Source organism: Pedobacter sp. BMA (assembly GCF_001027745.1).
GTDB lineage: Bacteria > Bacteroidota > Bacteroidia > Sphingobacteriales > Sphingobacteriaceae > Pedobacter.
The window spans coordinates 679,866-701,647 of record NZ_LECU01000004.1 but is presented as its reverse complement, the minus strand read 5'-3'; the positions used below and the strand labels follow the sequence as shown (position 1 = coordinate 701,647).

Sequence of the window (21,782 nt, the reverse complement as noted above, 5' to 3'; positions counted from 1 at the left end):
TTCATTTGTAAGTTAGTTTAAAAATTGGTTTCGCAAGATATTTTTTCAACCCGGTTCTGATGACGGCCACCTTCAAACGCTGTGTTTAGAAAGGTTTTAGTAATTTCTTTTGCCTCGTCTTCTGACACAAATCTTGCCGGGATACAAAGCACATTAGCATTATTATGTTTGCGAACAAGTGAGGCTACTTCTTTCTCCCAACAAAGGCCGGCGCGGATACCCTGATGTTTATTAGCTGTGATGGCCACACCATTTGCAGAACCACACAATAAAATACCGTAAGTAAATTCATTATTTTCTACTGCATTGGCTAATGGATGTGCGAAATCGGGATAATCCACTGAATCATCAGCATATGGCCCGAAATCTTTAACCTCATATTCGATAAGAAATTTTTTAAGTATTTCTTTGTATTCAAAACCCGCATGGTCTCCGCCAATTGCAATTGTTATTTTATTCTCAGGCATTTTCAAATTTAGAGAGAAATATAAAATCTATACGTAATGTTTTCGTTAGTTAGCATAAAATGCTTTCTCAGCTTTTCTTTTTTTCCGCTCTATGTAAGCTGAAACAAAAATACTCAGCTCATATAAAAGGAATAAAGGAGTCGCTACAATCAACATCGTCATGATATCGGGAGTAGGGGTAACGATGGCAGCAATGATTAAGATAATCACAGCAGCATACCTTCTGCTCGATCTCATTAGCTTAGGTGTCATTAACCCGAGTTTTGAGAGAATAAAAATGATGATGGGAAGTTCGAAAATAATGCCCGTTCCCAATGTTAGCGTGGCCACTGATGAAAGATAGGAATCTACAGTAAATGTATTCTTGATTTCCTCACTTACGGTGTAACCTGTCAGGAAGTTTACGGATAGGGGACAAACCACATAGTAGCCAAATAAGATACCAATAACAAAAAGAACAGAGGCAAAAAATACAAAACCACTTGCTGATTTACGCTCATTATCATGAAGAGCAGGTTTCACAAAGCGCCATATTTCCCATAATAAATAAGGAAAGCCAGCGACAATGCCGCACATTACACACACGTTTAGCTGTAAATTAAACTGGCCGGCCATTTCAGTATTGATGATTTCACCATTTATTTTAGTGATACACATGTCTTTACCTAATGATGGAAAGTGTTCAACCAGTTTGCACATCATTCTGTAAGTCCAGAAGCTTGGTTTTTTGGGGCCGAATATAATTTTATCTAAAATTTCTTCATTAAAGTAAAATGCGATACCTGTAAATACAGCAATGGCGATTACTGCCCTGATCAGGTGTTTACGGAGAACGTCAAGGTGATCGAAGAACGACATTTCTGCCTCTAAGGTTGTACTCTTTTGTCCAATAGCTTTTGTAAGTAGTGTTTTTTTTAAGTCGCTCATGTTGAAAACAAAAATACCATTCTAAATGAATAGAATGGTATTTACGTGTTAAATATAGAAATAGTTTATGTTATTGTGAGAATTGTGTTAAAATTATGTTCTCCCTTATCGAAAACTATAACACCGCTTGATCTGGGTCTTTTTACATTAGATTTGAACCTTGATCACACTGAGTGGTTTTAGATTATCGGGGTCGTTGTAGTTGAACTGGTGTACACCATCTTCGCCAGTAACAATCAGTGATTTTGGACCAGCAATTACATCAAAGCTTTTTACAGTGTTGATGTGTTGCAACAAATTATTACCAATTTTAGTCTTGTCAGTAATATTAAAACTCTTTATTCCAAAAGTTCCTTCACATAAAAACAAGCTATTGCCACTGATGCTCAAACCATGTGGGTTCTGCATTGGAAAAACGGCAACCTGCTTAGGCTGTGTGGGATCTGCAATATCCACAACTTCCAACTGATTACTGGCTTGCCTGCAGGAATTTCCTGTACGTAGGGTTACGTATGCATATCTGCCTTGTACCACCACCGGATCGCAGGCAAAAACGTGACTATAGGTAGAAAGTTTCACCGGGTTCGCCGGATCTGCTGCACTGAAGATATGCATCCCGGTATTTGTGCCTATAAATAATTTATTTTCGTAAGGGAAAATAGTTTCAACACCCCAACCTAAATTGATTGCCTTAACAAAGGAAGGGTTAGCTGGGGTTTTTACATCGAATAGGCTTAAGTCAAAGCTGCCAACAGTGTACAAATGGTCGTTTAATAAGGTGAATCTGGACATTGAACCGCCCTGGCCTGTTGAACTGCTGCTTCCGCTGCTATATGATGCTGCATCATACATGATGTTTTTATTATAATTTTTCCTTACAAGTGTATCTTTATAAACAATCACATATTTTTGAAGATTGAAGTCAGAATAGAACTGTTTAAACACGTCGTTTACCCGTTTCACCTGTTTTATATTACCAATGTTTGAGATGTCAAATGCCAACAGGTCAACATAACTATCTGCGTATAATATATTATTCTGGATGGCCAGATCTACATTGCCGGGAACCTGAAGAAAGGCGACGTTTACAGGAGTAGCCGGATTACTGTTGTTATAGATATGAATGCCTTTTGCAGGCTCATTAATGAACAGGTAGTCGTTAAAAATATAAATTTTGCCGGTTTTTTTAGGTTTAGTTGCTTTCGTAATGCCTACTGGCAAGGCCCTCATTTGCTGAGCAGACATCAATTTCGAGATCTGTATCTGCTCAAACTCTTCTCCTTTTTTACACTGTGTAAGTACTGCTAGAGTAAGCATTAAGAGTAATCCGTTAATTAGAACTTTTTTCATGATTAGTGGTTTTTAAAGTCAAAACGATATGACTTTGCGAAACGCTACTAATTTTTGAAAATAATCTCTTAGTACTTAAGGGCTTGTCAAATAACAGAACGCTATTTACGAAAAAAGGCTATTCATTTTATTGAACAGCCTTTTAAATTTTAAAAGAAAATGTTACTCTGAGAATTCGAAGGTTTCCATAAATTTTGTAGTAAAGTTACCCGCTCTGAAGTTCGGGTCTTTCATCAGCTGTAAATGGAATGGAATAGTAGTTTTAATACCTTCAATTACAAATTCACCCAAAGCACGCTCCATAGTACAAATTGCTTCTTCACGTGTTTGTGCCACACAAATTAACTTGGCGATCATAGAATCGTAATTCGCTGGAATAGAATATCCTGCATACACGTGCGTATCTACACGAACACCATGTCCACCAGGAGAGTGGAAATTCGTAATCTTGCCTGGCGAAGGGCGGAAGTTGTTCGCAGGGTCTTCAGCATTGATGCGACATTCAATTGCATGCATATCAGGGAAATAATTTTTGCCTGATATTGGAATTCCTGCAGCAACTTTAATTTGCTCTTTAATTAAATCGAAGTTGATTACCTCTTCAGTAACCGGATGTTCTACCTGGATCCTTGTATTCATTTCCATGAAGTAGAAGTTGCGGTGTTTGTCAACTAAGAATTCAATTGTTCCTGCCCCTTCGTAGCTTACAGCAAGTGCACCTTTAATAGCTGCCTCACCCATGCGTACGCGGAGTTCCTCAGTCATAAATGGGGACGGAGATTCTTCTACAAGTTTCTGGTGACGACGCTGAATTGAGCAATCGCGCTCAGATAAGTGACAAGCTTTACCAAACTGATCACCAATAACCTGGATTTCAATGTGACGGGGATCTTCGATATACTTTTCCAGATATAATCCGTCATTTCCGAAAGCTGCACCAGATTCCTGACGAGCGCTATCCCAGGCATTTTCAAAATCTTCATCCTTCCAAACTACACGCATACCACGTCCACCACCACCGGCAGTAGCTTTCAGGATTACAGGATAACCCATCTCATTTGCGATTGCAATACCTTCCTTTACACTGTTAAGTAATCCTTCAGATCCCGGAATAGTTGGTACACCAGCTTTTTTCATAGTATCCTTGGCAGAAGCTTTATCACCCATTCCATTGATCTGCTCAGGAGTTGCGCCGATAAATTTTATGCCATATTCGCGGCAAATATTCGAAAATTTAGCATTTTCAGATAGGAAACCATATCCGGGATGTATTGCATCAGCATTTGTCAGTTCAGCAGCTGAAATAATATTAGGAATATTTAAGTACGAATCTTTACTTGGTGGAGGACCAATACAAACAGCCTCATCAGCAAAACGCACATGTAAACTCTCGCGATCTGCGGTAGAGTAAACTGCAACAGTTTTGATGCCCATTTCCTTACAGGTGCGAATAATACGCAAAGCGATTTCACCCCTGTTGGCAATTAGTATTTTTTTGAACATAATTTTTTTATTTGTGATAACACTGGTTTTAAGAATTGAACCGAATCGGGCTTTTCCGCATCAGGTTGACTATCTTAATTTGTGTGATCAGCTTAAATTAAATGCCATGGTTCGTGTTTCCACGAACCATATTATATTTTATTTGGTTTGCGCAGGCAAGCCAATGCGTAAAATAGACAGTTTATTAAATAGGCTCTACTAAAAATAATGGTTGATCATATTCAACTGGCGATGCATTATCAACCAGTATTTTAACAATGCGGCCTGAAACTTCACTTTCAATTTCATTGAAAAGTTTCATAGCTTCAATAATACACACCACTTTGCCAGTGCCAATTTCATCACCAACATTCACAAACATTGGCTTATCAGGGCTCGATGAACGGTAGAAAGTACCAATCATTGGAGACTTAATTGTAATGTATTTCGAAGTATCTTCTGCAGCTGGTACAGCAGGAGTTGCTGCAACTGGAGCAGTAGGAGCTGTAGCAACCGGAGCAGCAGCCTGTACAAGCGGAGCTTGCGGTACGGTAGCATTTACAACTGTTGGCGCTTGATTTGTTTTGATCGTAATCTTAAAGTTTTCTTGCTCAATAGCAACTTCGTTTACTCCAGAACGAGAAACAAATTTAATCAGTTCCTGAATTTGTTTGATATCCATTTTTTAATCCTTGTTATGTAAAAAATAGTGTATAAATGAATTAACTAAGTTATACTTTTTTTGTTTTATTTTTTCTTTGAAAATCGGAGCGTTTAAAACTCCTGGTTATGTTGAGACGACGTTAATTTAAACCGTATCGTATGCCCATTTAAGGTAAACAGAACCCCATGTAAAGCCTCCTCCAAAAGCAGCCAATACAATGTTGTCTCCTTTTTTCAACCTACTTTCCCATTCCCATAAACATAATGGGATCGTTCCGTTTGTTGTATTTCCGTAACGCTCAATATTAATCATAACCTTATCCGTGGAAACACCCATACGGTTGGCAGTAGCATCGATGATTCGTTTATTTGCCTGATGGGGAACAAGCCATGCAACGTCATCCGATGTTAAACTGTTGCGTTCCATAATTTCGGCAGCAACATCAGCCATATTTGTTACAGCAAATTTGAAAACTGTAGGTCCTTCCTGATGTGCGAAATGCTCCCTCGCATCTATTGTTTCGTGAGTAGCCGGTTTTACCGAGCCACCTGCTTTCATGCCCAGAAAGTCTCTGCCCGAGCCATCGGTTCTTAAAATTGAATCCTGAATACCCAAGCCCTCTTCATTAGGTTCCAACAAAGCGCATCCGCATCCGTCGCCAAAAATGATACATGTGGTACGGTCCTCGTAATTGATGATTGATGACATTTTATCACCGCCAACAACCAATACTTTTTTATGTCTTCCTGATTCGATAAATGATGCTCCGGTTGACAAACCGAACAGGAAACCTGAACAGGCTGCCTGTAAATCGTAACCCCAGGCATTTGTAGCGCCAACTTTATCAGCTAAAACATTTGCTGTTGCAGGGAAAGTGAAATCTGGAGTAGTGGTGCAAAAAATAATCAGTTCGATTTCTTTTGCATCAATACCCCTTTTTTTTAGTAAGCCATTTACAGCATGAACCGCCATATCTGAAGTACCCAGCCCTTCACCCTTTAATATTCTACGTTCTTTAATTCCCGTTCTGCTGGTAATCCACTCATCCGAAGTGTCAACAATGGTTTCTAACTCTGCATTTGTGAGTACATAGTCGGGGACGTAACCATTTACTGCCGTAATAGCAGCGTGAATTTTACTCATTTTAAAAAATTTAATAAATTATTTAAATGCCATTCTAATCTTTTCTACCAACCCTGTAGTAATCATTTCTCTGGATTGAAGAACCATATTTTTAACAGCCAGCGGACTAGAAATTCCATGTCCGATAACAACAGGAGCGTTAACGCCTAAAACCGGACTTCCGCCGTACTGTTCATAATTGAACCGGTCAAAGAACTCATCTTTCAAGCCCTTTTTAATGGTAATTACATAGAACGATTCCGCTAATTTCAACATTACATTTCCTGTAAACCCATCGCAAACGATTACATCCGATTTATCATTAAATAAATCTCTGCCCTCTACATTTCCAACAAAATTAAAAAGGTTAGTTTCCTTCATCAATGGAAAGGTAGCCATGCTAAGCATATTGCCTTTTTCGTCTTCCTCACCAATATTCATTAAAGCAACCCTGGGATTGTCTATTTTAAATAGATTTTCAGCGTATAGACTACCCAGTACACCAAATTGTAATAAAATATCAGGTTTACAGTCTGCATTAGCGCCAACATCAAGTAATAAACCGGTGCCGCCTTTTAATTTAGGTAGAATAGAGCATAGACATGGGCGGATGATGCCCGGAATAGTTTTAACGCTAAAGACAGCGCCAACTAACATCGCTCCGGAATTGCCTGCACTAGCAAAGGAATCGATTTTACCTTCTTTCAAAAGGTTAAAACCAACCGCAATGCTCGAATTGGGTTTCTGAACGATTGCTTTGGTGGGATGTTCGCCCATACCAATAACTTCATCAGTATGAACGTATTCAAAATGATCTGGATTGAAACCTTCTTCCGCGAGAATGGGTTTAATCTGTTCGGTATCGCCAATAAGAACCAAATGTTCTCCAGCGTTTAGCGATTGATGAGCTGCTATTGCTCCCAAAACAATTGCTTTGGGAGCATAGTCTCCGCCCATTATGTCGAGGCCTATTTTCATAGAAAAAATCTGTTTGTGTTAGGGTCAGGCTAAATCCTGATTTTTCAGTTGACTAAGGTATGACTAAAGCCGCTGAACACAAACAATTTTTTAAGAAAATTACCCGATTTGAGTATTTTCGATAACCAATTTACCGTTATAGTATAGGTTACCATCAACGTTGTATGCACGGTGAGGTACGTGGATAGCACCTGTTGCTGCGCAAGTTGCTAAAGAAGGAGTCACTGCTTTATAGTGTGTTCTTCTTTTATTTTTTCTCTGTTTCGAGATTTTCCGTTTTGGATGTGCCATTGGTGTATAATCTAATTATTTTTTTAACTTATTAAGGGCTTCCCAACGAGGGTCGCTTGTTTGTTCGTTTTCTTCTGCCTGCTTGTCGATAGAGAGTTGTTCCAGTCTTTCAATCATTTCCTGATCACACTCCTTATCTGCCTGCTCGCAGTTTTTGATATAGGGTACAGCTACGTTAATCATTTCGTATAAAGGTTCTGATATATCAATCTCAGAATCTTTCCGGCTTAGGGTGATGATTTCTTCATCATCGCTCTCCAGCTCGTCTTCAGCAAACTTTACAATTTGCCTTTCATACAGATTAACCGGATAGGCAAACTCTGATAAACATTTATCACAATCCAGATTTACCGTCCCCTTTACTTTGAATTTTAAAAGCAACATGGTCTCTTGTTTCTCAAGTTCCAGGTCTACTTTCAAGTTTCCACTTTTGATTAATGAATACTCAAATGCATTAAAAAAGCGGTCATCAAGCTCATAATCAAAATGATGAGCTCCCAATTTTAATCCGGTAAACGGTATCGAAAATTGTTTTAATGGCTTCAAAGTACTGTAAAATTTTAGCCTGCAAATGTAGGGATAAAATAATTAGATTAAAAATGTTTTTTGAAAATTGTTAGCTGCTAAAAACTTATGAGGTACTGAAAATTTCTTTGCGTTAACTTTTGAGAACCATTTCTTTATCATTCCTACTCCATTCACTCCATGATCCAACGTACAGTTTTGGAATAGGTAAACCTGCGTAATCCATTGCCAGCAATGTATGGCAGGCCGTAATTCCAGATCCACAGTGCACGATAATATTTGCAGGTTTAATGTGTTCCAGCGCTTTGGCGTATTGGGTATTTAGTAATTCAGGCGCTAAAAAGCGTCCGTTAACATCTAGATTTTCAGTAAATGGAATATTGATCGCACCCGGAATGTGCCCCGCGATGGTATCAATTGGCTCCACTAAGCCAGCGAATCTATTGGCATCGCGAACATCAATTACGAGGTAATCATCTTTTTTCGCAACATTCTCCACTTCGTCCATATCAGCTAAGGGAAGATTCCAGTCTTGGGTTTCATATTGTTCTACCGATTTTGGTGTTTCTGATTTATTCGTCGTCGGGAAACCCGCTTTAACTGCCGCCTGAAATCCACCGTCAATTACCTGTACTTTTTTATGGCCAATAGCTTTTAACATCCACCAAAGTCTGGCAGCAGCGTTTCCGCCATTTTTATCGTCGTAAATAATCACATGGCTGTGCTTTGTAATGCCGAGTTTTTGCAAAACTAAAGCGAATTGTTCCGGTTGCGGTAGGGGATGCCTTCCACCAATGGCGTAATCTGCGATGTTTGCCAAATCCTCATTTACATCGGCAAATAAAGCGCCGGCTAAATGCTGTTCATGATACCTGGCTTTAGCGCCAGCACTTGCATCAATGATTACAATTTCATCATCAAGGTTCAGCCAGTTTAAATCCTCGGGTTTTATAATTGGGGATAGTTTTGACATATTCAGTTAAGATTTTTTAATTAATGAAAATACACCTATCGCGGGGCCAAGGGCCAAAATCGTGTAAATATAATGCGAATTCATTTCTTTTGATAAAATATTGATGGTTTGGATGCTGATAATTGTGACAGCAAAGCCTATACAATTAACTAAAGTGAGTGAAGTTCCTTTTAATCTTTCCGGTGCATGTTTAGCAACCAGTGATGAAAACAGAGGCGAATCTGCTGTGCCTGATAGACCCCAACAAAAAAGGAAGATCAAAAACAGATAGGTGTTTTCAAAGAAGAGAAAAATGGGTGATAGAATACAGCACAATCCTGAAATAGATAAAGCGATGGTTGCTAATTTTTTAGCTTCGAATTTCTGAGAGAGTATGCCTCCAAGCATACATGATATGCTCCCTGAAGCAATAATTAAAAAAGAAAAAAGGGAAGTGTTTAAACCCGCATTTGCATGTGTTTGACTATAAAGTATGAGCATAGCAGGGAGGAATGCCCAGAAAGTGTACAGCTCCCACATGTGTCCGAAATAACCAAACGCCGCTGCACGGAACTCCGGGTTTTTAAAAGCCCCAAAGCAGGAGCCTAGGCTGAATTTTTGCCCTGCAACCCTAAATGGCCCATTTGGCACAAAAAATAGGATGCAGCATGCACCAATACCTGATAGCGCTGATGTGGCGTAAATTACGTATTGCCACGAAAATTTTCTGGTAAACATTTTAAGCAGGTGTGGAAACGCAGTTCCTAAAACCAATGCTCCAACAAGAAAACCCAACGATTTGCCTAAACCGTCTTTAAAGTAGTCGGCTGCGATTTTCATTCCAATAGGGTAAATCCCAGCCAGCATAAAGCCTGTCAGGAAACGAAATAAAAGAACCGTATGGATATCGTTCACTTGTAAACAGATGCAGAGGTTAAACAGTGCTGCTGCTATACCGCAAACAAAGAAAACTTTAGACGGTGAAAAAATGTCTGCTATTGCGGAAAACGCAAATATCAGTGTGCCACTAATAAAACCAAACTGAACCATGCTGGTAAGGTTGGCCAGAAGATTTATTTCGCCGGGGAACTTTTTAATGATATCGAAAAGTATTGCATTGCCTGCGAACCATAAAGAGGTGCATAGAAATTGTGATAGCACAATTATGTGTAAGATGTATCTGAATTTTTTGGTAGTCGGCATTTGAAAATTGTATCACAATTTTAAATAAAATAAACGGATGAACAGGGCATTTTCCCCGCTAATTGAAACTAGGAAACCTGCGAGAACAGGAACCTGAATTTAGTTCGTGTAGAAATGATGTTTAAGGCTGTATACCTAGTGATCTGACAAGACAGAAAAATAAGTAAAATGATACCAACATCAAATGGAATTCGTACCGGGATGTTGCGTTAAGTTCCATTGATACTCCGTACAATCTCCGTACAAACTCCGATGAATCAGATCATTTGGGCACAAATTCTCCATACCAGAATTCAATGGATTACATCAAATTTGGAAGCAGATTTTCTATGTGTTAAAGTGAATCTGGAAGTCGCTTTTCTATGGCCCTTAAACTAAGAAGCATCATCCTTGATATCGAATTGCGTTTCTACAATTTTTCCACCTGTACGAAGTTGATTACTCAACATTTCTTCCTGTTCTCTACGATTTTTAACAATATGTATGGCGGAGAATAATGCTTCGGTAAATGAAGTTGAATCAGCAAGATCTTTTCCGGCAATGTCATATCCGGTACCATGGTCAGGAGAGGTACGAACAAACTTTAATCCGGCAGTATAGTTTACCCCATTATGAAATGCCAATGTTTTGAAAGGAATTAGGCCCTGATCGTGATACATAGCTAGTACAGCATCGAATTTTTTATAGCTACCATTTCCAAAAAAACCATCAGCAGGGTAGGGTCCGAAAACCATCATTCCTTTATCGTATGCTTCCTGAATGGCGGGAGTTATAATTTCTGCCTCTTCAGCTCCCAGTAAGCCGTTATCACTTGCATGCGGATTTAAACCTAGTACGGCAATTTTTGGTTTTTCGATCCAGAAGTCTTTTTTCAAACTTTCATTAATTAATCTCAGTTTGCTGATAATCTTTTCCTTTGTGATTGATGTTGGAACGTCTTTAACAGGGATGTGACCGGTAACCACACCTACACGTAGATTTTCGCTAATCAAAAACATCAATACATCTTTACTACCACTCTTCTCCTGTAGATATTCGGTGTGACCAGGGAAAGCAAAAGTATCTGACTGGATATTGTGTTTATTGATTGGAGCGGTAACCAACGCATCGATATCGCCATTTACCAAGTCGGCAGTTGCCTTTTCCAATGAAAGCAAGGCATATTTTCCGCCTGTTGCGGTCACCTGGCCCAGTTCGATTTTCACATCTTCTTCCCAGCAGTTAATCATATTGGCTTTTTTCGATTGCGCCTGATTAGGATGATTAATTACATTGAAACTAAAATCTCCGAGGTTGTTGGCTTTTCTATGAAACGAAGAAACTTTGGTGTGTCCGTATACAATTGGTGTGCAATAGTTTAAAATGGCCGGGTTAGATAATGTTTTGATAATTACCTCTAAACCTATGCCATTTACATCCCCTATACTAATACCAATTTTAAGTTTATCGCTCATCATTACTGAAAAATTTTAGCGCAAAATACTGATTTTCGGTTAAACAGGTGCTTACCGGATAAAAATTAGTTATTTTGTAAAAAAAAGTCAGTCAACAAACGCAGCTATTGGAGCATGGAGAACCGGTTGTTCTTCATATTTTCTGTGTTTACATGGCAAGAAATTATAAGGATGAGTTTAGTAAAAGCAAAAAAACATTTAGGTCAGCATTTTTTAACTGATAAAGGAATTGCCAATAAAATTGTAGAAAGTTTGGTGGGTACTGATCAGTATAACCAGGTTCTTGAAGTTGGCCCTGGAATGGGGATCTTATCTGATTTTTTGCTTCAACGTAAAGATTTTCAGACCTACCTGATTGATATTGACACGGAATCATTCCACTTTTTGAATGAAAAATATCCTCAGCTGGGCGATCGATTAATTAACGGCGACTTTTTAAAGCTTGATTTCGATGCTATTTTTGCTGATCAGTTTGCCATTATAGGTAACTTTCCGTACAACATCTCATCACAGATTTTATTTAAGATTTTAGATAACCGGCATAAGGTAGTGGAAATGGTTGGCATGTTTCAAAAAGAGGTTGCTCAACGCTGTGCAGCTCCATCAGGAAGTAAGGAATATGGTATTTTAAGTGTATTTCTTCAGGCTTATTACAAAATCGAATATCTTTTCACCGTTAAACCCGGCACTTTTAATCCGCCACCTAAAGTCCATTCTGCCGTAATCCGCTTAACCCGTAACGAAGTGCAGACGTTAGATTGTGATGAAAAATTATTTTGGCGTGTAGTAAAAGCCGGTTTTAATCAGCGTAGAAAAACACTGCGCAACGCGGTATCGGCCGTAATGCCAAAAGACAAAATGGATAACCATATATATTTTGAGAAAAGGGCTGAACAGCTAACCGTTGCAGATTTCGTAGCTTTAACACAGCACGTAAGTAAGCTGATGGAAGCCTAGTTTTGGCTACTCTATTTCTTGCAAATCCATGATGATTTTCGTTAATTTTCTCCTTTTCTTTGCGATGCAATTTCTTAAATATGATGATTAATTACAGTGAAATATTTAGCGGTCGGGGGATGGATTATTTAACTTACCGTGCTTTGGTAGATCAGCTTTTATTGGAAGGGAAAGCTACGGGTGAGGTGACTTACGATTTGCACTACACTAAAATGAATGTGCAAAGGATGAGTCGCGTTGATAAGACGATTAGCTTATCTGATGAGTTTGTATCAACTATTGAAAGCCTTAAAGCCAGGTATAAATTTTTAGTAATTACTGAGGGATGGTGTGGCGATGCTGCACAGATTATTCCGGTTTTCAATAAAATTGCTGTTGCATCACTGGGGAAAATTGAACTGAAATTTGTCCTTCGGGATCAGAACCTGCCATTAATTGATGCACATTTAACTAATGGTGGCAGGGCAATTCCTGTTTTGATTATACTCGATGAAAATGCAGATCGGGTGCTGGCTACCTGGGCGCCACGTCCTCAGGTTTTACAGGAACTTTTAAAAGAGTGGAAAAAAGAAAGTACTGAAATGCCAATACTTGCTGAGAAATTGCACGGATGGTATGCTAAAGATAAAACGCAAAGTACTCAGTCAGAATTGAATGAACTTTTGAAGGGGCTGGAAAAATAATTGCCCCGATAAATTGCTTTTCAGTTGCTTGAGTCTAATCGACAGAAACTGTTAATCCTTCTTGTTGCAGAATTTTTCTGTAAACTTCCATTTCAGTAAAAGATCCTTCCAATACCGGGCATTTTCCTTCGTTGTGCACTTTCCAGGCAATTTTTTCACCTTGTGATTCACTATAATCAAGGTATTTCATCATGCAATGAATCACATGATCGAAGGTATTGACATCATCATTCCACAAAATAAGGCGATGTACGGTTTTCAGGGAAGTTAGAATTTCTTCGAGCGTAAAGGTCTCTTCTTTGGTTTCTGTAGACATGGGTGCAAAAATAAACATTACTATCAAGTATTTAGTATCATGTTTCAAGATTTTGTTCGTTTGTGAATAAGAATGGCTTCGGCAATAAATGATTAACTTTGTTTAACCACAATATAAAGTAATAAACATGCACCAATCCAAAATAGCGGGAATAGGCTACTATGTTCCTAAAAATGTATATACCAACAATGATTTGAGTCGTTTTATGGAAACAAGCGACGAATGGATACAGGAACGTACCGGAATTAAGGAACGTCGTTTTGCCGACCGTAATGAAGAGACAACGACTACCATGGGTATAGAAGCCGCTAAGATTGCGATAGAGCGTGCGGGGATTACCCCAAAAGATGTTGATTTTATTGTATTTGCAACCTTGAGTCCCGATTATTATTTTCCAGGTTGTGGTGTTTTACTTCAACGTGAAATGGGAATGGGCGAGATTGGGGCACTGGATATCCGTAATCAGTGTTCGGGGTTTGTATATGCACTTTCTGTAGCCGACCAGTTTGTTAAAACAGGTATGTATAAGAATGTTCTGGTGGTGGGGAGCGAAAAGCATTCGTTTGCAATGGATTTTGAAACGCGTAGCAGAAACGTATCAGTAATTTTTGGAGATGGTGCAGGAGCCGTTGTCTTGCAGCCAACGGATGAAAAAGGAAAAGGGATTTTGAGTACGCATTTGCACAGCGATGGCGCAGATGCTGAAATTTTAGCGATGTATTATCCCGGTTCTCACGCTAATAAATGGATGAAGGATAAACCAGCCTTCCCTGATCAGGAATTAGGCGGATTGTTTATGACTCCGGAAATTTTAGAAAGCGGAGCAGCCTTGCCTTATATGGACGGGCCATCGGTTTTTAAAAAAGCAGTGGTAAAATTTCCTGAGGTAATCAAGGAAGCTCTTGCTGCCAACAATTTAACTGAAAAAGATATCGGTATGCTGGTGCCTCATCAGGCTAACCTGAGAATCAGTCAATATGTACAGCAGTTGTTAGGTTTGAGGGACGATCAGGTTTTTAATAATATCCAGAAATATGGAAATACCACCGCAGCATCAGTTCCCATAGCTTTGTGTGAAGCCTGGGAAGCTGGTAAGATCAAAAAAGGCGATTTGGTTTGCCTTGCTGCATTTGGATCAGGATTTACCTGGGCAAGCGCATTGATCAGGTGGTAATAGCATTTGCCTTTCTTAAACCAAATGCTATCTTCGCTGTAATCTTTCATCTTTAGATACATAAAATGCGCGCAGTTTTACAGAGGGTTACACAGGCAAGTTGCACAGTTGACGGCAAGATCACGGGACAGATTGGTACTGGATTTTTAGTGCTTTTAGGTATTGAAGGTGCCGATAATAATGAGGATTTGGATTGGCTTGCACAAAAAATTGTCAATATGCGGGTTTTTGGTGATGAAAATGATTTAATGAATAAAGCATTGGCAGACATTAACGGCGGTATTCTATTGGTCAGTCAGTTTACTTTATTTGCATCTACTAAAAAGGGTAACAGACCGGGTTTTACTAAAGCTGCACGGCCAGATGTTGCTATTCCGCTTTATGAAAAAATGGTCGAAAAGCTTTCACAATTACTGGGTAAGAAAGTAGAAACTGGTATTTTCGGGGCCGATATGAAAATCTCGCTTCTGAATGACGGGCCTGTTACCATTTTAATTGATACAAAAGATAAAGAATAAGAGATAACTTCATTTATGACAATCAAAGAAGCACAGGAAACAGTTGATCAATGGATTAAAACTACCGGAGTCCGTTACTTTAACGAATTAACAAATACGGCTATTTTGATGGAAGAGGTAGGAGAGGTTGCCCGGATCATGGCCCGGAAATATGGTGAACAATCTTTTAAAAAAAGCGATGAGGACGTTAATCTCGCCGATGAAATGGCTGATGTCATGTTTGTGCTGATATGCCTGGCCAACCAAACAGGAATCAATCTTACTGCAGCCCTGGAGAAAAATCTGGAAAAGAAAAGTATCCGCGATGCAGACCGGCATAAGAACAATAAAAAGATTAACCCTTAAGCTTTGCTAAGCGGTTGGAGGAATAAACTCCATTAAAGTACGATAAGCAACAAAACGATTTTTATATCTCTCATTTAACTCGTTTTGAAGGGTCGGAGCATAAATTTCCTGATATTTGTTATAGTTTTCAATAGATTCTACAACGTACTGGGCGCAATATGTAACCCCTTCATTCGGTGAATCCAAAACCTTCAGGAGTCTGTTTGATACAAACATCTCGGTGGCCATAACTGCCGGAACATGAACTTCGTGCATCCATTTCAACCAGTCTTCCGCAGCAGTTTCTTCCAAAATTAAAGTGACATTATATAAAAGCATGTTGCAAAGATAACCATTTGGGAAATGTTAAAAAAAACATTAGAATATCATTTTTCTTTCGTTTAATTATTTGCAAAAAATTAAATTTGCACAACCCTATTGTTTAGTAATGCTGTCAAATAACGCTCACAAAGTAGATAACTCAACCCGAAACTATATTTATACCGGATACCTTACCGCTATTTTTGGTGGTTTATTGGGTATTGTAATAGGATGGGATTTAATGAAAAAACGCCGTTCTCTTTCCACTGGCGAAAAGGGATTTGCTTATTCGTTAAGCGACCGACAACATGGGGCCAGAATCCTGATCCTGTCTGGTATTTGCCTGATACTTCTGCTTACATTGGTGATTATCGCACTGGATGCTTAAACAGGGTTTTTAGCAAGAAGTGCTGAATTTAAACCCCGTCGCCCCTCAAATTTCTAAATCTTTTCCTTGCCTCTCCACTGAACATGCTTCCCGGATAATCGGTTATCAGCTTCTGGAAGTAAATTTTCGCCTGGGCAATGTCGTTCAGATTCTTTTCACAAAGATCCCCGAGCGTAAAAAGTGCATCATCCGTCCAGATGCCATCTTTGAATTCTTCGGTGATTTTTTTTAAAATGTTTGCAGCAGATTGAAATTCGCCGGATTTAATTAGAATTCTGGCCTTACTCATCATCACAGCATCGGTCAAACCATTTCCCGGGAAGGCGATAGAGATGCTATCGAGTTTTTTAATCGCCTGGGTTGGTGAATTCCTGAATACAAGCATTTCAGCGTCGGCATACATCTTTAAGGCGTTACTGTCTGCAGGGCTTTGAATATTATCTGAAATTAACAGGCTTAAATTTAGTGCATCATTGGCGATGAGTTGAGAGGTTGCGGCTTTGAGTACTAAACATTGTCCGTTACTATATTCGAAATTACCCTGATAAAAGGAAAGTCTTGCGCTTCTGAACCGGGCTTCATTACCAATTGGCTGCCCTTCAAACTGTTTGGTTACCTGCTCATAAACTAAAAATGCTTCCCAGGGTTCGTTAGTAAGAATGTAAATATCGCCAAGATCGAGCTTCAATTGGCCAATATCCTGGGTGCTCAGGCCAGGCATCTGAATGGCATCTTCCAGAATTTTCTCTGCTTTGTCTGGCTGACTCAGATAGTAAGCCTGCAAGTTGGCCAGCTTCTTAAGGGCAAACAACGTATTTTTGTTCTTACCATTTTCATCTATCAGTGTTTGGTAGTCTTTGGCGAGAATAGCTAAATCTGCCGCTGTATACTTTCCCGATGTTTGTAAATTATATTTGGTATTTAACATTTCAATCTGCGATGGCAGATAAAAAGGACTGTCTTTGCCTTTTGTTAATAAATATTCGTAAGCTTTAATCGCGGTTTCATATGCTTTGTTATCTACAAAAATATAAGTAGAATTAAAGAGGGTTTCGCCACTCCCCTTTGTTCTTTTATCAAAAGCGATGAGCTGGCGTAAAGCCATGTCGAATTCCCGCTGCTGAATAAAATTCCAGGTTAAAAGTTGAATGAAAACTTCTGCATCAGGCGATTTTTGTACTTTACGCAGAATAGCCGTCTGAAAAGTTTGGTAATCTGCTTTATCTTCGAAAACAGACGATAATACCGCTTCTGCTTGTGGCAATACCTGGGGCATGGTTTCAAGTACATCAAGATATTCCTGCATGAGCATAGATTTATCTTTTCTAAACCGGTATATATTTAACAGTTCAAACGTGAATGCCTGCTCATTACCCAGGATTTTTCTTCCTTGTTTGAATGCTTGTATTGCGAGATCGTAATTTTCAAAGCGGTAAAAATTATTCGCCAGGTTTCTGATTTTAAATTCTTCTTTAGGTAGCTTGGAGATGGCCTCGTTGAAAATTTTGCTGGCAGCCTGCACGTCACCCTTCTCCTGGTAAAGTTTACCCAGCGCTATGTCATACCCATCGTTTGCTGGATTTTGACGAATTAGTTTTTTAACCAGTTTTTCGGCAACATCATACCGTTTGAGTTTAAGCAGCGCGTTGAAATAAATATCAAAGTAACCCTCATTATTTGGACGATCCAACAGTTTCTCTAATAACAAGGCAGCTTTTTCATAATCACCATCCTGATAGTATTGAATAGCGAGGGAAACGTCATCCTGGGCAATTTGTTGATTTTGGCGAAAAACCTGTGCGTTTGTCCCTAATGATGCCAATAAAAAGAAAATGAGGATTAAGCGATTCATAAGCTTGCATTATAATATTTAAATGTAACATTTTAATACAGTTTTAGCTTAAATAGTGGCCTGCAGAAAACGTATTTTAAATGTTACCTGTATTTTATTTTGCTTATATGCTATAAACGTTAAATTGAACCGAGCGACGTATTTAAACGTTGCATAAGTAACATTGTTGGTGTAAATCATGCTTAAGTTGTTGTGATGCGTATTTTTGTCATCCCGTAATTATTTGTCTATGTTGAAGAGGATATTTTTAATTGTTATAGTTGCTGTCATTTCTGCCTGTAATGGCAATAAAAATGATGGGATTATACCTGTTGACGATTTCTTCAAAACGCAGGATAAGGCCTATTATCGCTTGAGCCCTGACGGTAAGTGCCTTTCTTATCTTAAACTACAGGCAAAAAAACTCGATTTGTTTGTAGAAGATATTGCTACAGGTAACAGCATTCAGTTAACCCATCTTACTGAAAAAAGCATCAGCTTTTATTTCTGGACCAGTAATAATGAGCTGATTTATTATACTGAAGATGAGTCCAAAGAGCGTCGTTCTGATATTTTTGTCATCAATAAAGATGGCAGTAAACAAGTTCAGTTGAGTTCAAACGAAAAAAGCAGGTTGCGTGTAATCGAGGATCAGTTGATTGACGACAAGTATATTATTGTTGCTTCTAACAAACGTGATTCTACTGTTTTTGATGTATACAGGTTAAACGTTCGGGATGGTAGAATGGATATTGCCGCTAAAAATCCAGGCAATATTACAGAGTGGATTACAGATAACAAAGGGGTTTTGAAGATTGCGGTATCCAGCGATGGAGTGAATGAAACACTCATGTATAGAGAAAATGAGAACCAACAGTTTTTACCTGTTATTACCAACAACTTTGAGACTACCCTGCAACCCATTGCTTTCTCCGAAAAGGAGGCAAATGTACTTTATGCGATTTCAAATGTTAACCGTGATAAAAATGCTTTGGTTGCCCTTGATTTGAAAACCGGTAAAGAAAAACAAGTTCTTTTCGCCAGCGATACGCTCAATGTTGTAGATGCAAAATATTCCCGCACACAGAAGAAAATGCTTTTTGTAACCTGTGAGACCTGGAAGAAGGAAAAATTTTATCTTGACGACAGTACCAGGACAAGCTATTCTAAAATAGACAGGCTTTTGCCTGGGACAGAGTGGCGTATTATGGACAAAGATAAAATGGACAATGTTTTTGTAGTGCGTACGTTTACAGACAAAAATCCGGGTTCATATTATCTGTATACTTCGCAGGATAATAAACTTAAGGAACTAACTGATATTAACCCGGCAATTAGGCAAGAATCAATGTGTGCAATGAAGCCAATTAGCTTCAAAAGTAAAGATAGTTTAACGATTAATGGTTATCTTACCTTACCAAGAGTAAAAAAGGCAACCAATCTACCTGTAGTAGTTTTACCACATAATGGTCCGGGGGGACGGAATAACTGGGGTTACAATGCAGAGGTGCAGTTTTTAGCCAATCGTGGTTATGCCGTTTTACAGGTAAATTACCGTGGTTCTACTGGCTACGGAAAATCATTTTATGCTGCAGGCTTTAAACAATGGAGCGATAAGATTCAGTCGGATGTTAATGACGGCGTGCAGTGGTTAATTGATCACAAGATTGCTAATCCTAAGAAGATTGCGATTTATGGGAATGGTTTTGGCGGCTATATTGCATTGAATTGTTTATATAAAAATCCTGATATTTATAAGTGCGGGGGATCAAACTCTGGCGTGATAAATTTATTTAGTTACTTTAAAACCATTCCACCATTTTTGAAAACCAATTTGCAGATGTATTACGAAATTGTAGGAAATCCGATTACAGATACGGAATACATGCGTTTTGCCTCTCCTGTTTTTCATGCTGATCGTTTTAGATCACCTGTATTTATTGCTCAAAATCCCAAAGATCCTCGGGTCAATGTAGCAGAAGGAGTCCAATTTATAAAAGAGCTTAAAAAGCGAAATGTTCCAGTTACTTATATTGAGAAGGAAGAAGGTCCTAACCCGGTAGTTCGCCAGCAGGGCCGGACAGCATTATACAAAGCATTAGAAGTGTTTTTGCAGGAGAATTTAAGTAAAAAGTAGGAATGGCTTTAGACAAAAAGAGTGGTTACCGTAAGAATTTCTCGCTTAGCGTTACTTTCATTTCCCTCATTTCCATATTATTCATCCTATCACTATTCCTGGCATTTAATTACAGTAAGAAATCGATTGAGAATGATTTTGTATCTGAAAAGGTAAATGTGCTGGAACAAAGTATAAAACCTTATAATGATTTTTTTCAGAATAAGATGCCTGAGATTTCTTACTACAATGGATTTCTGGATTCATCTACTGCTGCTAAATTCGTTGATACGATCTTATTAAAATATCCATTCATCTCGAAAGTAACCTTTTATGATACTGAGGTAAAAAATGTACCAGTAAAGGATGGCGTAAACGCCAATCATCTGGGTATTGGTCCGAAAGCCATTTATCAGTTTGGCAAAGGCATTCGCCCCGATTCAGTAAAGCTCTACTCAGCGGAAGATACAAGGTCGTTCAACGTTGGAAGCGATTTTAATTCCATGGCCATTAAGCTGGCCACCTTCGTTGAGTCTCTTGATACTGCATCGGTACCTACTCAGGAAGAACTTTTTACCAATTTTTCTATCGTCAATTCCAATGATAATAAGATTACTTACCTGAATATTCCCAGGGGAGAAGACTTGAGAAGTTATAAGGACATGATCAGGAAGAAGTTAAATCCTGCCCCTGTTTATCAGCAGGACGTATTGGTTTTTAACCTTGATGCCTCAAAAATCAAGATCATTAATACCAGGCCTTTACTTTATCAGAGCATTAAAATCGAGCCGCTAACCTATGATCCTATTGATACATCAGAAGAAAAAATTACCACAGAAATTGCATTGCCAGGTGCTTTTTCAGATTTTAAATTTTATCTGGTATCATCAAAATCGTACATCAAAAAAGAGATATTTATCTATTTTATGCCCATAGCGCTGGTATTGCTGTTGGTATATGGTGTTTTGTTGCTGGTGGCATTTTTAATTTACCGCAATCTGAATATCAATAGTAAAATGTTTAAACTGCAGTATGATTTTGTAAACAACCTGACTCATGAGTTCAAAACACCCGTCAGTGTGATTAAGATAGCTGGTAATAATATCAAGAGCGCAAGTAGCCTTAGCGCAAGGGAACAACAACTTTATGGTAAGATTTTAGATGAAGAGGCAGATAAACTTAATGGCCTGATGAATAAGCTGCTCGCCTTTACTCAAATCGAGAATAAGGCAATAAAGCTGAACCAGGAATCAGTCAATATTGTTGATTTTATCGAAAGTACAATTGAGTCGCATACCTTGAAGCATCCGGATTTTGCAATGACCTATGAGGTTGTGGGCTTTAAAACCTTTATCAGCGATCCTGTGTTATTAGGTAGCTTGTTTGATAACCTGGCAGAAAATGCTTATAAATATTCCAAGCCGGAGAATAAGAAGCTGCACATTTCTGCGAAGCTGATCAAGGGTGTATTGGTTTTTCGTTTTACTGATAAAGGTATAGGAATTGCCTCATCTGAATTGAATAATATTTTCAAGAAGTTTTTCCGGATTCAGAATGAATACAATCAGATGGGGAGTGTTGGCCTGGGTTTGGCATTCTGCAAAGAACTGATTAACTTTATGGAAGGTGAAATCACCGTAAGAAGCAAAGTCGGGGTGGGTACAGAATTTAAAATCGTGCTACCCTATAATAGTTAAAATGAAGAGATATATTAGGGCTTGTTGTTAACATCCTCTCAA

At 38.6% G+C, this 21,782-nt stretch carries 23 protein-coding genes; 8 read left to right on the top strand and 15 right to left on the bottom strand.

Annotation, left to right across the window (positions count from 1 at the left end):
- Positions 1 to 17: 17 nt before the first annotated feature.
- The 12 genes from rpiB to pdxA form a co-directional block, all read right to left on the bottom strand.
- Positions 18 to 467 (bottom strand): ribose 5-phosphate isomerase B, encoded by a 450-nt coding sequence (rpiB, locus tag AB669_RS09190; RefSeq protein ID WP_047798955.1) that lies wholly within the window; start codon positions 465 to 467, stop codon positions 18 to 20.
- A gap of 45 nt (positions 468 to 512) precedes the next feature.
- The gene (gene tatC, locus AB669_RS09185; protein ID WP_047798954.1) at positions 513 to 1,394 is read right to left on the bottom strand and encodes a twin-arginine translocase subunit TatC; all 882 of its coding nucleotides are present in this window, start codon (positions 1,392 to 1,394) and stop codon (positions 513 to 515) included.
- 147 nt (positions 1,395 to 1,541) lie between these two features.
- A complete protein-coding gene (locus AB669_RS09180; protein ID WP_047798953.1) occupies positions 1,542 to 2,744 on the bottom strand; it encodes an LVIVD repeat-containing protein in 1,203 nt (400 codons plus the stop codon).
- A 162-nt stretch (positions 2,745 to 2,906) separates the two neighbouring features.
- The gene (gene accC, locus AB669_RS09175; protein ID WP_047798952.1) at positions 2,907 to 4,247 is read right to left on the bottom strand and encodes an acetyl-CoA carboxylase biotin carboxylase subunit; all 1,341 of its coding nucleotides are present in this window, start codon (positions 4,245 to 4,247) and stop codon (positions 2,907 to 2,909) included.
- Positions 4,248 to 4,431: 184 nt separating this feature from the next.
- On the bottom strand, positions 4,432 to 4,908 hold the full coding sequence (gene accB, locus AB669_RS09170) for an acetyl-CoA carboxylase biotin carboxyl carrier protein (protein ID WP_047798951.1): 477 nt from the start codon (positions 4,906 to 4,908) through the stop codon (positions 4,432 to 4,434).
- Between the two features lie 126 nt (positions 4,909 to 5,034).
- Entirely contained in the window at positions 5,035 to 6,033 is a 999-nt protein-coding gene (locus AB669_RS09165; protein ID WP_047798950.1) for a beta-ketoacyl-ACP synthase III, read from the bottom strand.
- Positions 6,034 to 6,051: 18 nt separating this feature from the next.
- The gene (gene plsX / locus AB669_RS09160; RefSeq protein ID WP_047798949.1) at positions 6,052 to 6,990 is read right to left on the bottom strand and encodes a phosphate acyltransferase PlsX; all 939 of its coding nucleotides are present in this window, start codon (positions 6,988 to 6,990) and stop codon (positions 6,052 to 6,054) included.
- Positions 6,991 to 7,089: 99 nt separating this feature from the next.
- Entirely contained in the window at positions 7,090 to 7,281 is a 192-nt protein-coding gene (gene rpmF, locus AB669_RS09155; protein ID WP_010600130.1) for a 50S ribosomal protein L32, read from the bottom strand.
- A 15-nt stretch (positions 7,282 to 7,296) separates the two neighbouring features.
- Positions 7,297 to 7,782 (bottom strand): DUF177 domain-containing protein, encoded by a 486-nt coding sequence (locus tag AB669_RS09150; RefSeq protein ID WP_369799748.1) that lies wholly within the window; start codon positions 7,780 to 7,782, stop codon positions 7,297 to 7,299.
- A 157-nt stretch (positions 7,783 to 7,939) separates the two neighbouring features.
- Positions 7,940 to 8,779: a sulfurtransferase gene (locus AB669_RS09145; protein WP_047798947.1), complete on the bottom strand. Its 840-nt coding sequence runs from the start codon at positions 8,777 to 8,779 to the stop codon at positions 7,940 to 7,942.
- 6 nt (positions 8,780 to 8,785) lie between these two features.
- Positions 8,786 to 9,919: a nitrate/nitrite transporter gene (locus tag AB669_RS09140; protein WP_197082381.1), complete on the bottom strand. Its 1,134-nt coding sequence runs from the start codon at positions 9,917 to 9,919 to the stop codon at positions 8,786 to 8,788.
- Positions 9,920 to 10,335: 416 nt separating this feature from the next.
- Positions 10,336 to 11,415, bottom strand: a complete 1,080-nt coding sequence (pdxA, locus tag AB669_RS09135; protein WP_047798945.1) for a 4-hydroxythreonine-4-phosphate dehydrogenase PdxA — start codon at positions 11,413 to 11,415, stop codon at positions 10,336 to 10,338.
- 171 nt (positions 11,416 to 11,586) lie between these two features.
- Here pdxA and rsmA point away from each other — a divergent pair, with 171 nt between their 5' ends.
- Complete coding sequence (gene rsmA / locus AB669_RS09130) at positions 11,587 to 12,372, top strand: 16S rRNA (adenine(1518)-N(6)/adenine(1519)-N(6))-dimethyltransferase RsmA (protein WP_047798944.1); 786 nt, start codon at positions 11,587 to 11,589, stop codon at positions 12,370 to 12,372.
- An 80-nt stretch (positions 12,373 to 12,452) separates the two neighbouring features.
- Complete coding sequence (locus tag AB669_RS09125; protein ID WP_231582654.1) at positions 12,453 to 13,055, top strand: thioredoxin family protein; 603 nt, start codon at positions 12,453 to 12,455, stop codon at positions 13,053 to 13,055.
- Positions 13,056 to 13,089: 34 nt separating this feature from the next.
- Here AB669_RS09125 and AB669_RS09120 read toward each other — a convergent pair whose 3' ends face one another.
- Complete coding sequence (locus AB669_RS09120; protein WP_047798943.1) at positions 13,090 to 13,371, bottom strand: ATP-dependent Clp protease adaptor ClpS; 282 nt, start codon at positions 13,369 to 13,371, stop codon at positions 13,090 to 13,092.
- A gap of 127 nt (positions 13,372 to 13,498) precedes the next feature.
- Here AB669_RS09120 and AB669_RS09115 point away from each other — a divergent pair, with 127 nt between their 5' ends.
- The 3 genes from AB669_RS09115 to AB669_RS09105 all read left to right on the top strand — a co-directional run bounded on the left by AB669_RS09115 (position 13,499) and on the right by AB669_RS09105 (position 15,408).
- Positions 13,499 to 14,545 (top strand): 3-oxoacyl-ACP synthase III family protein, encoded by a 1,047-nt coding sequence (locus tag AB669_RS09115; RefSeq protein WP_047798942.1) that lies wholly within the window; start codon positions 13,499 to 13,501, stop codon positions 14,543 to 14,545.
- A 65-nt stretch (positions 14,546 to 14,610) separates the two neighbouring features.
- The gene (dtd, locus tag AB669_RS09110; protein WP_047798941.1) at positions 14,611 to 15,063 is read left to right on the top strand and encodes a D-aminoacyl-tRNA deacylase; all 453 of its coding nucleotides are present in this window, start codon (positions 14,611 to 14,613) and stop codon (positions 15,061 to 15,063) included.
- Positions 15,064 to 15,078: 15 nt separating this feature from the next.
- Positions 15,079 to 15,408, top strand: a complete 330-nt coding sequence (locus AB669_RS09105) for a nucleotide pyrophosphohydrolase (RefSeq protein ID WP_047798940.1) — start codon at positions 15,079 to 15,081, stop codon at positions 15,406 to 15,408.
- Between the two features lie 6 nt (positions 15,409 to 15,414).
- Here AB669_RS09105 and AB669_RS09100 read toward each other — a convergent pair whose 3' ends face one another.
- Positions 15,415 to 15,726, bottom strand: coding sequence for a DUF4286 family protein (locus AB669_RS09100; protein ID WP_047798939.1), 312 nt, complete (start codon positions 15,724 to 15,726; stop codon positions 15,415 to 15,417).
- Positions 15,727 to 15,835: 109 nt separating this feature from the next.
- Here AB669_RS09100 and AB669_RS09095 point away from each other — a divergent pair, with 109 nt between their 5' ends.
- The gene (locus AB669_RS09095) at positions 15,836 to 16,096 is read left to right on the top strand and encodes a hypothetical protein (protein WP_047798938.1); all 261 of its coding nucleotides are present in this window, start codon (positions 15,836 to 15,838) and stop codon (positions 16,094 to 16,096) included.
- A 28-nt stretch (positions 16,097 to 16,124) separates the two neighbouring features.
- Here the strand turns inward: AB669_RS09095 and AB669_RS09090 are convergent, their stop codons facing one another.
- Positions 16,125 to 17,948 carry a tetratricopeptide repeat protein gene (locus AB669_RS09090; RefSeq protein WP_047798937.1) on the bottom strand — a complete coding sequence of 608 codons (1,824 nt, stop codon included), beginning with the start codon at positions 17,946 to 17,948 and terminating at the stop codon, positions 16,125 to 16,127.
- Between the two features lie 229 nt (positions 17,949 to 18,177).
- Here AB669_RS09090 and AB669_RS09085 point away from each other — a divergent pair, with 229 nt between their 5' ends.
- A complete protein-coding gene (locus AB669_RS09085) occupies positions 18,178 to 20,064 on the top strand; it encodes a prolyl oligopeptidase family serine peptidase (RefSeq protein WP_047798936.1) in 1,887 nt (628 codons plus the stop codon).
- Positions 20,065 to 20,066: 2 nt separating this feature from the next.
- Positions 20,067 to 21,740, top strand: a complete 1,674-nt coding sequence (locus AB669_RS09080; protein WP_047798935.1) for a sensor histidine kinase KdpD — start codon at positions 20,067 to 20,069, stop codon at positions 21,738 to 21,740.
- The last annotated feature ends 42 nt before the right edge of the window (positions 21,741 to 21,782 follow it).

What these genes read in the sequence shown, in the direction of transcription:
- rpiB (WP_047798955.1), bottom strand. Translation starts at nt 467, where the DNA reads ATGCCTGAGAATAAAATAACAATTGCAATTGGCGGAGACCATGCGGGT.
- tatC (WP_047798954.1), bottom strand. Translation starts at nt 1,394, where the DNA reads ATGAGCGACTTAAAAAAAACACTACTTACAAAAGCTATTGGACAAAAG.
- AB669_RS09180 (WP_047798953.1), bottom strand. Translation starts at nt 2,744, where the DNA reads ATGAAAAAAGTTCTAATTAACGGATTACTCTTAATGCTTACTCTAGCA.
- accC (WP_047798952.1), bottom strand. Translation starts at nt 4,247, where the DNA reads ATGTTCAAAAAAATACTAATTGCCAACAGGGGTGAAATCGCTTTGCGT.
- accB (WP_047798951.1), bottom strand. Translation starts at nt 4,908, where the DNA reads ATGGATATCAAACAAATTCAGGAACTGATTAAATTTGTTTCTCGTTCT.
- AB669_RS09165 (WP_047798950.1), bottom strand. Translation starts at nt 6,033, where the DNA reads ATGAGTAAAATTCACGCTGCTATTACGGCAGTAAATGGTTACGTCCCC.
- plsX (WP_047798949.1), bottom strand. Translation starts at nt 6,990, where the DNA reads ATGAAAATAGGCCTCGACATAATGGGCGGAGACTATGCTCCCAAAGCA.
- rpmF (WP_010600130.1), bottom strand. Translation starts at nt 7,281, where the DNA reads ATGGCACATCCAAAACGGAAAATCTCGAAACAGAGAAAAAATAAAAGA.
- AB669_RS09145 (WP_047798947.1), bottom strand. Translation starts at nt 8,779, where the DNA reads ATGTCAAAACTATCCCCAATTATAAAACCCGAGGATTTAAACTGGCTG.
- pdxA (WP_047798945.1), bottom strand. Translation starts at nt 11,415, where the DNA reads ATGAGCGATAAACTTAAAATTGGTATTAGTATAGGGGATGTAAATGGC.
- rsmA (WP_047798944.1), top strand. Translation starts at nt 11,587, where the DNA reads ATGAGTTTAGTAAAAGCAAAAAAACATTTAGGTCAGCATTTTTTAACT.
- AB669_RS09125 (WP_231582654.1), top strand. Translation starts at nt 12,453, where the DNA reads ATGATGATTAATTACAGTGAAATATTTAGCGGTCGGGGGATGGATTAT.
- AB669_RS09120 (WP_047798943.1), bottom strand. Translation starts at nt 13,371, where the DNA reads ATGTCTACAGAAACCAAAGAAGAGACCTTTACGCTCGAAGAAATTCTA.
- AB669_RS09115 (WP_047798942.1), top strand. Translation starts at nt 13,499, where the DNA reads ATGCACCAATCCAAAATAGCGGGAATAGGCTACTATGTTCCTAAAAAT.
- dtd (WP_047798941.1), top strand. Translation starts at nt 14,611, where the DNA reads ATGCGCGCAGTTTTACAGAGGGTTACACAGGCAAGTTGCACAGTTGAC.
- AB669_RS09105 (WP_047798940.1), top strand. Translation starts at nt 15,079, where the DNA reads ATGACAATCAAAGAAGCACAGGAAACAGTTGATCAATGGATTAAAACT.
- AB669_RS09100 (WP_047798939.1), bottom strand. Translation starts at nt 15,726, where the DNA reads ATGCTTTTATATAATGTCACTTTAATTTTGGAAGAAACTGCTGCGGAA.
- AB669_RS09095 (WP_047798938.1), top strand. Translation starts at nt 15,836, where the DNA reads ATGCTGTCAAATAACGCTCACAAAGTAGATAACTCAACCCGAAACTAT.
- AB669_RS09090 (WP_047798937.1), bottom strand. Translation starts at nt 17,948, where the DNA reads ATGAATCGCTTAATCCTCATTTTCTTTTTATTGGCATCATTAGGGACA.
- AB669_RS09085 (WP_047798936.1), top strand. Translation starts at nt 18,178, where the DNA reads ATGTTGAAGAGGATATTTTTAATTGTTATAGTTGCTGTCATTTCTGCC.
- AB669_RS09080 (WP_047798935.1), top strand. Translation starts at nt 20,067, where the DNA reads ATGGCTTTAGACAAAAAGAGTGGTTACCGTAAGAATTTCTCGCTTAGC.